We start from the raw sequence: 10,740 nt of genomic DNA on the forward strand, positions 1-10,740 counted from the left end.
CTATTCCTTCAAATTAATTTTTTCAAGAATATAGTAAATAATTTTTTGTGAATTTGTTACGATGTACGCCTCTGCAGTCATACCTACTCTAATTTCACCTTGCTCACCTTTTTGATTAACTAAAGGTTCATTTGCGATAGCAGCTTCTATAATGTAATAACGTAAACCGTCCTGCTGAACAACAGCATCTGAACCTATGGAGGTTACCTCACCAACTAAAGAACCATAACTTTGCTTAGGAAAAGCATCGAAATTTAGCTTAACCTGATCTCCAATAGCAATTTTCCCTATCTCTTGATTCGTGACTGCTATGCTAGCTTTATACATCGTTTCGTCAGTTGGTAATATGGTAAGTAAAGGTTCTCCCGGTTGGATAACATCGCCCTTATTTAGTTCTTTTACAATATTAACAGTGCCAGAAACCGGAGATTTCATTGTCTTATTTTCTAATTCTTGTTCTATCTTTTGGATATTTTCTTGTATAGATTCGATGTTCGATTGTTTATCATCTATGCTCGCTTGGATTATGACTACTCGATCCAGCCTATACTTTTGAAGTGAAGTTACCTCTGCAGTTTCTGTCAGTTCTGTTTTTTGTTTTAACTCCTGCTCTTGAATATTTAATTGTTCTTTCTTTAGATCTAATGATGCGATTTCTAGTTGCAAAGATCCATTGGGCTGAATTAATTTAGAGTATTCTAAGTTTAATTCCTCTAACTTCGTCTCATAACTTGTAATATTACTTTCCGTGGATAACAAAGCTTCTTTCTCTAACATTGTTACTTGTAGCGTTGCTTTTTCATAGACTCCGAGTTGTTGCTCTAACTCAACTTGAGATATAAATCGATCACCGAGCTTGAGGGAAGTCTCATATGTGTTTTTTGCATTAGTTAAGTCAACCTGTAATTGCTTTAGCTGCGTACTATATTGTTCATATTGTGCAGTTCTCAGTTCATCAGTTGATGATATTTTATTTTTTCCTGATTGAATCGATAATTTTAAATTCTTTTCCTGTTTAATATCCTCAGTTAATTGTGTAATTGCTTTTGAAAGTTCTTGCTTAGTTGTTTCCATATTTGTTTTATTCGCTTCAATATTCAAATCAATGCTAGATTGTGATTGTTCAAGTTCAGTTTTGGTTGATTTGATTTGTTGATCAGCTGTCATATAGTCTAACTCAAGTTGTTGATACTCTAAATTAAACTGCTCTACTAATTTATAATAATAACTTTCTTCTTCTATATTAGATTGGAATAAATTTTGATCGATTTCAATGCTTTGCATATATCTCTCTAAAAGTACTAATTCTTGCTTTTGTTGTTCTAGCTCTTCAAGACGATAGTTTAGCTCAGTCACATATTCCTCCTGCTGTAAAACAATAAGCGAATCTCCCTCTTCAACATACATGCCCTCACTAACAAAAATATCTTCTATCTGACCAAGTGTTGATGATTGTATTGTGCTCACCTTTTCATTAGGCCTTACAACCCCTTGAGCCTTAGCAGTTTCATCGATTTGACCAAAAAATGACCATGTGATCACAGATCCAATAAGCACAAGTAATATGACTAAAAACGAAGTAATTGCAGGACTTGTACGGGCTTCCAGTAATTCACGACTATCCGACATATCGGACAAATTGCGGATGATAGCTTTCATGATGTTACACTCCACCTACTCCCACTGCATATTGTTGGTTTTCCTGAGTTAATTCTATGCCTGGTAATTGATCTTTCCACAGTCCGTAATATTTTCCGTGTGCTGCTAATAACTCTTGATGTGTACCTTGTTCAATAATACTTCCGTTATCCATCACATATATTCGATCACAACGCATAATTGTGCTCAGACGATGAGCAATAATAATCGTCGTAACATTCTCAAAACTATTAATTGTTTCAGAAACAGCTCTTTCCGTAGTTGAGTCTAAGTTACTTGTCGCTTCATCAAGAATAAGAATATCTGGTTGTTTAAGTATCGCTCTGGCAATGGCTAACCTTTGTTTCTGACCACCAGAAAGATTAGAGCCATTTTCTTCAAGCATAGTCTGATATCGTAATGGAAACTGATTAATAAATTCATGAGCCTGGGCTATTTTACAAGCTTCTGTTATGGCTACTAAGTCTTCATCACTGTCGATGCCTAAACTTAAATTATCATGGATTGTACCGCTGAAGAAGAATGTATCCTGTGGAATATACGCAATACGTTGTCTTAAATAATCCAGATGTATGTCTTTAATATTATGTTCATTAATGACAATATCCCCTTGCTCATGGCTATAAAATTGCATTAGTAGTTTAATTAGTGTTGTTTTTCCAGAACCACTTTCACCAACAAACGCTATTTTTTCACCTTGATTAATCGTAAGGTTAATACTTTTCAAAGTTAATGCTCTCGTACCATAGCGAAAATCAACATTAGTTAGCGATATATTCCCTTTTAATGAAGCTAACTTTAATTTATTTTCCTCAGTATCTGCTTTTTCAGGTTCTAGATCTAATATTTCACCTAATCGATCAGCTGCTACTACTGCCGTTTGAATCGTCGGTTGAAGGTTAATTAAATTTTGAATAGGATTAAGAAAATATGCCAATAACGCATTATAAGTAATGAGTTGCCCCATCGACATATGGCCATTAATAACTTGCATAGCTCCAATCCATAGAATAGCAACTCCACCTAACATTTGGACAAATCCCTTCAGAGAATCTTGAATGTTGTTCATCACTCCGAATTTAAAGACAGATCTAAGAAGATCAACAAACTTCTTTTCCGTTTCAAAATTAGCTTTACTCTCCGCATGATAAGCCTTTACTGTTTCGATTCCATCAATAGACTCGAAAATGTAAGATGTTAATTGAGCATTCTTTTCCATCTGATCTCTGTTAAGTCTATCAAAGGACTTATGAAATCCCCAAACTAATGCTAGATAAATTGGTACCAGTATAATGGTGACTCCAAATAATAAGGTGCTTTGGGAATATAAAATAACACCTCCAACTATGACCATAATAATATCAATCATAATCGTTAGTGTTGCACTCGAAATAGCATCTCTAACCTTAGAAGCATCCATTAAACGCGATATAATTTCTCCAGTTTTTCTTGTACCGAAAAAACTCATTGGTAGTTTTAATACATGGTGATAATAGCCAAGTATTAGCGAAATATCGAGTTTTTGACTCAAATATAGTAATAGGTGGCTGCGGAAAGCATTTAATAGTACCTGAAATATATAGAGAACGATAACGCCGATAGAAAGTATATGTAATGTTTTTTGCAAGCCGTAGGGTAATATTTCATCTAGAAGAAATTGAAAATAAAATGCACCAAAAATGCCAAGTACAGTGTAAAGTATTGACGCCATAAAGATGCCAACTAGCATATTTTTTTGTGGGATTAGTAAGCTGAAGAAACGCGAAAAAAGCCCCTTCGTATGATCACCCTTTTGAAATTGTGGAGTAGGAACCATAAGGATAAGAACCCCTGTCCATATTCCAAAAAAGTCTTCTGGTGTATACTTAACAAGACCTTTACCTGGATCTGCAATAATTACTTCTTTTTCAGATATTTTATGTATGACAACATAGTGGAGTAAGGACTGGTCGATAACGACATGTGCAATCGCAGGAAGTGGAAATTCGCTAAAAAAGGCTTCTTGGTCACCTTTAACACCTTTCGCGGTAAAACCTAGTTGCTCTGCAGCTTTTACTAAACCATAAGCATTTGTACCTTTCTTATCTGTACCTGCAATTTCTCTTATTTTTGATATTGGATATTTTAAGCCGTGCTGCTTAGATATTGTTGCCAAGCAGGCAGCACCGCAGTCTTTTATATCTTGTTGCTTGATGCAATGGTATTTTTTTAGAAAGAGCATAGTCTACCCCTTAGTTTTTAGTCTTTCTTTTTTTATTAATAGCACTATATCGTAATTGAAGTTTTCATTTTAATACTATGCATTTAAATTATTGACATCTTTGAATTACTTAATTAAATGAGTTTTTATTAAGGAGTACACAATGAAAAAAGAAGTTAGCTTAAACCTTCTAAGCTAACTACTTTTTAAGTTTCAGTTAATTACCATATGCATTCCAACCTTTAACAATTCCTTTTCCAAAATCGTATGCTGGCTCGATTAATTGGATTGCTACCACTAACTTTCCAAGTGGAGACTTTGCAGCTGTTTTACCGAATTCAACAATATCGTCCCAAATACCTCCGCCATCGATATTGATTAACTGATCATGAGTAATTTCTTTAAACATCTTCATTCCTCCTTTCTGATCATATACTGTTTTCAATCCAATCATTATTTCGGAAGTAATCCTGGATAGTAGTAATTAATATAGTTTTTTGGATTAACCGCTTCTTTTGCAACATGTGCTATAGTCTTTACACCTTCAACTGCACCCCTAATAGCATAACCAACTGCAAAACCGATGTCTTCGAATGCACCTCCACCATCAAGTTGCAACAATTCATCCTGTGTGATTTCTACAAATAAATTCTTTTCCAATGAAATCCCTCCCAACTTTAATATTTAACTAATTTCACTTCATTTTCATGTTAACTTGTATATTCCCCCTTCAAAAGTCCTAATATAATTAGTACTTCTCACCAGTAATATTTTCTAATATACTATCAAGACATCCTTTTTTTTCCACAAATTTAATGTGTGAGGTGTACCATGCAAAACATCACTACTAAATATTTTTTTTGCTTCTTTCTTTCTTATTTTCTTATAAACTTCACAGTGGCAACATTATTTTTCGTATTTTCTGTAGATTCAGTATTTATTCTTTTGATTAATGTTATTTCCGCATTTGTGCTATTTACTATTTTCAAACAGGCAAGAGCCTATTTATTGACTCAATTAGTACCTATGGTCAAACCTTTAAGAGGTTCTTTACTCATTATTACAGCACTCATTTCACTGTCGCTTCTTAACTATCTTTACAATTATGTTTTAAACTGGAACAGCGTAATGAGCATCGAAGAACAGTTAAATACTGAAACTGTACAATTTAGAAATGAAACGACCATTCAAATATTGTTCAATATTTTATTTATAGGATTCTTAGCACCAGTAATTGAGGAATTACTATTTAGAGGATTTTTATTTTCATATCTCAATAGAAGTGGAAAAGTACTTTTTGCTAGTTTACTTACTTCAGCATTATTTGGATTAATGCATAGTGGCTTGTTTTTCTTCGCATTTACGATGAGCATTATGTCCATTATGTTATACAAATACACTAAATCGCTTAGGGCATCTATCTACTTTCACATTGCATGGAATAGTTTGAGTGTCCTCCTGAACTATTTACAATAATCCTCAGCTTACCTACGATTATTATCAATATTTTAACGTTTGTGACATAATACGCTCTTCCTACCGCATTTGTTGTAAGATATTAGTGATTTACATTATTATCGACTGTTATGTAAATAAATTAATTGAATGTATTTTAAACGATTAAAAACCACTAAACGCATTAGAATTATATAAACTAGCCTACTAATATGTAATCTTTAATTAACATAGGAGGGAACATGATTAAAATTAATACGCTAATTGTAGACGCTGATCCTATTTGGCGATATTCTATTGAAGCTTTGTTCGCAAAGGAGCATGATATTCACGTTATTAGCAGTGTAGCTACTGTTCAAGAAGCACTTCATTATATTTCAGAAGTCGATATAGTCATATTAGATATTAATATAGAAGCTTATAAATTAGAGGGTTTAAAGATTCTCCGTGACATTACAATTATTAAGCCAGTCCCTATTATTATTTTAACAACGATATCTGATCAAAATATAATACTTACTGCATTTCAAGCAGGAGCGATGCACTATATTGATAAACTCAACTATGATGTTCTACCTACCGCTATTCGAGAAGTTACTCATACTCTCTCTCCCTTTCAATTATTACTAAAGGACTATCATAAGCTTCGTAATGTTATGGCGTTGCATTCCTTAACACCCGCTGAAAAAGAAATTACTGATCTTATAATAAAAGGTTATACCTTATCCAACATTAGCTTAGCACTATATAAAGCTGAGAGCACAGTGAAGAATCAGGTTGGAAGTATATACAAAAAGATGAATGTGAGAACCCGAAAACAACTTATAAGCATATTACAATAAACACTAGTATGTAGGAGGAGCTCAACGTGGCATCTGAAAAATATTATAAACTCATTATAATTTTGTTCGTATTACATCTAATCAATATAGTTTATACTCTTATTATTTACCATGAAGTCGCTTACTTCTCACTTATTATTTTCGTTCTATTCCTAATTGCTTTTCTCGTTACATACTATCGTAAAAATAGATGATATCAATATTTTTATACTGTTCGTCACAATATGTTCTAGGATTAGCAGTACATTGACGTACAATGAAGTAGCAATATAAGTTGTAACCTTACAACAAACGCCCCTTTCAACCACTTTAGTGGACGAGAGGGGCGTTTGTTATTACGAACAACGAAAGAGTTTACACATACACCTTTAGATAAAATGTTTGTTATAAATTCTATAACGATGTATTAATCTTATTGAGTATTTGACCATAAAAAGCAACATTAATAAATTGACAACGATCGTCATCCGATCTATCCACTCAGTTATGCAACATCCGCTGTTACTCTATTTCTATATATAACTATTAACATAGTATCTATAAATAATATAACAATGACAAACCATGCTAAATAATCATGAAGATCATTCACTACCTCAGAAAGAATAAATATAATCATAGCTATAAACTTCAGAAAATTAATCGAGTAATGAAAATCAGCAACTTTCCGGTTGTAACCCGGATTTCCCACCCTCTTTATAAGCAATTTCCCATTATTACAAACTGAATATATAAAGAAGTTAACACTTAAAAACCACATAAACAGAAGCCATTCTGATAGAGTATCTTCAATTAATATACTATCCAAGTTTATACCGCTCATCAAAATCACCGCGGTCAGCCACCAGTATTTACTTCCCACAAATCTCGCTCCCTATAATCTGTTTTCCATCTAAGACCTTACAATTCAACATTAACTGAACTGAACACTTAATCCGAAACAAACAATACTATACTAATATTACCATTTAAAATATATTGTGGAAATATTAGCTTTCCCATCCCTCTTAAAACAATAAAAAAGCACCCCCTAGAATCCATTGAATAAACCTACTGGCTTAATAATGTCAATTCTAAGGGGTACCGCTTCTTATTGAAATGCAGTTTTGTTATTATTCCATAAACTTCATCATATTCATAATGATCGTGATCGCTTCAGCTCTTGTTGCAGTACCATTCGGATCGAATTTATTATTGCCTTTACCTTGAATAATACCTTCCTCAGCTGCTGCTGCAACCGCAGCTTTTGCCCAAGTTGCAATATCACCATTATCAGCAAAAGTCGTTGTAGTGTACTTACTAAGATCAATATCCATTGCTCTTACAGCCATAAGTACTAACTCCATACGATTGATATTTCGATTTGGTTGGAATGAACCATCTGCATATCCAGTAACGATTTCACGTTCGATACCATTTAACACAGCAGTTCTTGCCCATGATGCAATACTAGCTTCATCCGTAAAGGTCATTGTAGTATTACTCTCTTTTTCACCTAATAACCTCATTAGCATGACTAAAAATTCTGCACGGGTAACTTCTACATTAGGCTTGTAGCTACCATCTGTATATCCAGTCACAATACCAGCTGTTACTGCTTTACTAATGTTTTCTTCTGCCCAGTGACCCTTTGTATCCGTGAATGAGTTTACTTGACCATTTCCATCTGGATTAGGCGTTACCGTTGGTTCTGGTATTGGTGTCACTGTTGGTTCTGGTGAAGTATTACCATCACTTCCGCTTCCCGAACCCGTTCCAGGTGTTGGTGTTGGTATTGGTGTTGGTATCGGTGTTGGTTCTGGAGTAACTTCATCATTAGCTACGTTGATACTAATTTCTTGCGTACCTACTGTTGCAAACCACGTTTTCATTTGATTGAAATCATCAGTAAAAGCAAGTGTTAGAATCAACATAATTCTAGCATGTTGAGGATCTAGGTTATCCCCTGCGATAATACCATTACCAGAGCTGTATACAGACCCTGATCCTGTACGCGAACTGGATACAAAGACTATATTTTTATCCTTAATCGCTTTTGATCTTGCACTTGACAGTGCGGATGAAATTCCTCCTGCACCTGTACCAGCAGTAACAATTCCTTGTACTCCTTCTTCTACCAATCCGTTAAGTGCTCCTGCACCTGCTGCTTGATAGTTATATAGAATACCTACGCTAGGTAAATCCCCTTTAGCAATAGTTTTAAGATTAAAAGGTGTTTTCCATTGGTCTGTACCCGCCTTAGAAGCACGTCCATTAAGTCTGTACATTCTTACAGCATTATCATCGACATAACCCAATACACCAAACATTGCTGTATCGAATGTATCCATGCGATGAGTATTACTCTTCGTCACTTCTCTAGCAGCTTGGATCGTATCATTTAACATGATGACTGTTCCATACCATTTTGTTTTGTTACTAGCCGCTGTTTTAATCGCTTGGTATAGGTTAGCAGGACCATCTGTCCCGATTACATCCCAAGGTCTCATTGCTCCTGTAACAACTACTGGCTTTTCACTTTGAACAGTAAGGTCTAGGAAATACGCAATCTCTTCCATCGTATCCGTACCAGTCGTTACTACTGCACCATCATATTGTTCTAATGATTGCTCAACAGCAAGTGATAGATCATATAGATCTTGAATTGAATAGCCACCTGATCCTTTATTGCCAAATTGATACGTTGACACATCTGCAATTTTTTCTTTATTAGGTAGTTGAGCCACAAGATCGGCTATTAAATACGTACCCGCTGCATAACTTTGAAAATTTGTAGGATCACCGTTACTCGCTTTACCAGCTAAAGTACCACCCGTACCTATTACGATAATATTAGGCTTCTCTGAAGCTTGTTGTGCATCAGTGACAGCAGGTATTTCAAAGGTAGGTATTGTAACTGTCGAGGAAGCAGCCAGGGCAGCAGCATTTGGTTTACCGAAACTCCAAGAAGTAGATATAATAGCTACAACTAGGAGAGAAAGGAACAGGCGTTTCAAATTAATATCTCGAGTTAAACTCATATCCATCTTCTCCCTTATTGTGTTATGGCGTTACAGGCGTTTCAGTTGGAACTACTGGAGTTACGTTAGGAACTTCCGTCTCCGTTGGCACTACTGGAGTTACAGTAGGAATCTCTGTCTCCGTTGGTACTACTGGAGTTTCTGTAGGAACCTCTGTCTCTGTCGGTACTACCGGTGTTTCTGTAGGAACTTCAGTTTCAACCTCAACACTTACAATCGTGTTAGCATCAACAGAAATCTCAACATCTTGTGTACCGAAAGTAGTGAACCATTCACGCGTTTTTGCTACTTTTTGTGCATACTCAAGATCTGCTGTAAATGCTAAGGATAGTAGTAGCATCATACGAGCATGTTGCGGATCCAGATTGTCACCACCAATCGTGTTTCCACGACCAGAGTCATATACAGAACCTGAACCAGTGCGAGAAGTAGAGACAAATATTACTTGATTATCTCTGATTGCAGCCGTTCTTGCAGCACTCAATTTACTTGAGATACCGCCAGCACCAGTACCTGCCGTAATAATACCTTTAGCACCTTCAGCTACAGAACCTTTAATAGCTCCGCCACCTGCATCTTGGTAGTTATACACGATTTCTACTATTGGAAGATCAGTTTTTTCAATTTCAGTAAGATCAAATGGCGATGCCCATTCAGCAGTACCTGCATCAACCGCACGAGCAGGAGCTCTATAAATACGAACCGCAGAATCATCTACATATCCTAATGCCCCAAGCATGGATGAATCAAATGTGTCTGTACGATGTGTATTACTTTTCGTTACATCGCGGGCTGCATAGATCATGTCATTCAGCATAATAACTGTACCGAACCACTTTGTTTTACCACTAGCAGCGGTTTTAATTGCTTGATATAAATTAGCAGGAGCATCTGTCCCTATAACATCCCAAGGTCTCATTGAACCTGTTACAACCACTGGTTTTTCACTTTGCACCGTCAAATCGAGAAAGTATGCTATCTCTTCCATCGTATCCGTACCAGTCGTTACAACTGCACTATCATATATTTCTAATGCTTGATCTACTGCTAATGAAAGATCATATAAGTCCTGAATAGAATATCCACCTGATCCTTTATTTCCAAATTGATAAGTTGAAACATCTGCGATTTTTTCTTTATTAGGAAGTTGCGCCACTAGATCCGCTATTAAATATGTACCTGCTGCATAACTTTGGAAGCTTGTAGGATCTCCGTTACTCGCTTTACCTGCTAGAGTACCACCTGTACCTATTACAATGACATTAGGATTAGCAGATTGTTGATGTGCAGAACTGACAGATGGGATATCAAACTGTGTAACACTTGACGAACCAGCCGCCTTAACATAACTACTAATTGTTGAAATGTTTGTTGTTACTAATAGCATTGCTGTCACAACAACTGGAATTACTACTTTCTTAGTGAATGATTTTTTCAAGATATTCTCCATAATAAATTCCTCCCGCTGTACTATCATTTTTGTTTTCTTGTTAAATAATATATTTCATGTAATATTATTTAACAAATAATGATATGTACTATTTAAGCGTATACATATAACTTT

9 protein-coding genes are annotated in these 10,740 nt (G+C 35.3%); 2 read left to right on the forward strand and 7 right to left on the reverse strand.

The window, feature by feature from the left end; all coding sequences use genetic code 11:
- From NAG76_04705 to NAG76_04720, 4 genes are all read right to left on the reverse strand, one after another.
- Positions 1–1,659 (reverse strand): HlyD family efflux transporter periplasmic adaptor subunit, encoded by a 1,659-nt coding sequence (locus NAG76_04705; GenBank protein URN95548.1) that lies wholly within the window; start codon positions 1,657–1,659, stop codon positions 1–3.
- Positions 1,660–1,663: 4 nt separating this feature from the next.
- On the reverse strand, positions 1,664–3,880 hold the full coding sequence (locus tag NAG76_04710) for a peptidase domain-containing ABC transporter (protein URN95549.1): 2,217 nt from the start codon (positions 3,878–3,880) through the stop codon (positions 1,664–1,666).
- A 196-nt stretch (positions 3,881–4,076) separates the two neighbouring features.
- Positions 4,077–4,268 (reverse strand): lactococcin G-beta/enterocin 1071B family bacteriocin, encoded by a 192-nt coding sequence (locus NAG76_04715; protein URN95550.1) that lies wholly within the window; start codon positions 4,266–4,268, stop codon positions 4,077–4,079.
- A 44-nt stretch (positions 4,269–4,312) separates the two neighbouring features.
- Complete coding sequence (locus NAG76_04720) at positions 4,313–4,519, reverse strand: hypothetical protein (GenBank protein ID URN95551.1); 207 nt, start codon at positions 4,517–4,519, stop codon at positions 4,313–4,315.
- A 348-nt stretch (positions 4,520–4,867) separates the two neighbouring features.
- Between NAG76_04720 and NAG76_04725 the strand changes: the two genes are divergently transcribed.
- A complete protein-coding gene (locus NAG76_04725; protein ID URN95552.1) occupies positions 4,868–5,335 on the forward strand; it encodes a CPBP family intramembrane metalloprotease in 468 nt (155 codons plus the stop codon).
- 221 nt (positions 5,336–5,556) lie between these two features.
- Entirely contained in the window at positions 5,557–6,156 is a 600-nt protein-coding gene (locus tag NAG76_04730; protein ID URN95553.1) for a response regulator transcription factor, read from the forward strand.
- Between the two features lie 484 nt (positions 6,157–6,640).
- On the opposite strand, the gene NAG76_04735 is transcribed toward NAG76_04730, so the two are convergent.
- The 3 genes from NAG76_04735 to NAG76_04745 all read right to left on the reverse strand — a co-directional run bounded on the left by NAG76_04735 (position 6,641) and on the right by NAG76_04745 (position 10,626).
- Positions 6,641–7,018, reverse strand: a complete 378-nt coding sequence (locus NAG76_04735; GenBank protein URN95554.1) for a hypothetical protein — start codon at positions 7,016–7,018, stop codon at positions 6,641–6,643.
- 250 nt (positions 7,019–7,268) lie between these two features.
- Positions 7,269–9,176, reverse strand: a complete 1,908-nt coding sequence (locus NAG76_04740; protein ID URN95555.1) for an asparaginase domain-containing protein — start codon at positions 9,174–9,176, stop codon at positions 7,269–7,271.
- A gap of 22 nt (positions 9,177–9,198) precedes the next feature.
- Positions 9,199–10,626, reverse strand: coding sequence for an asparaginase domain-containing protein (locus NAG76_04745; GenBank protein URN95556.1), 1,428 nt, complete (start codon positions 10,624–10,626; stop codon positions 9,199–9,201).
- Positions 10,627–10,740 lie beyond the last annotated feature (114 nt).

It is taken from the genome of Candidatus Pristimantibacillus lignocellulolyticus (genome assembly GCA_023639215.1).
Lineage (GTDB): Bacteria > Bacillota > Bacilli > Paenibacillales > Paenibacillaceae > Pristimantibacillus > Pristimantibacillus lignocellulolyticus.

Bases quoted from the DNA above. Each gene is read 5' to 3' on its own strand.
- NAG76_04705 (URN95548.1), bottom strand. From the start codon at position 1,659: ATGAAAGCTATCATCCGCAATTTGTCCGATATGTCGGATAGTCGTGAA.
- NAG76_04710 (URN95549.1), bottom strand. From the start codon at position 3,880: ATGCTCTTTCTAAAAAAATACCATTGCATCAAGCAACAAGATATAAAA.
- NAG76_04715 (URN95550.1), bottom strand. From the start codon at position 4,268: ATGTTTAAAGAAATTACTCATGATCAGTTAATCAATATCGATGGCGGA.
- NAG76_04730 (URN95553.1), top strand. From the start codon at position 5,557: ATGATTAAAATTAATACGCTAATTGTAGACGCTGATCCTATTTGGCGA.
- NAG76_04740 (URN95555.1), bottom strand. From the start codon at position 9,176: ATGAGTTTAACTCGAGATATTAATTTGAAACGCCTGTTCCTTTCTCTC.
- NAG76_04745 (URN95556.1), bottom strand. From the start codon at position 10,626: ATGGAGAATATCTTGAAAAAATCATTCACTAAGAAAGTAGTAATTCCA.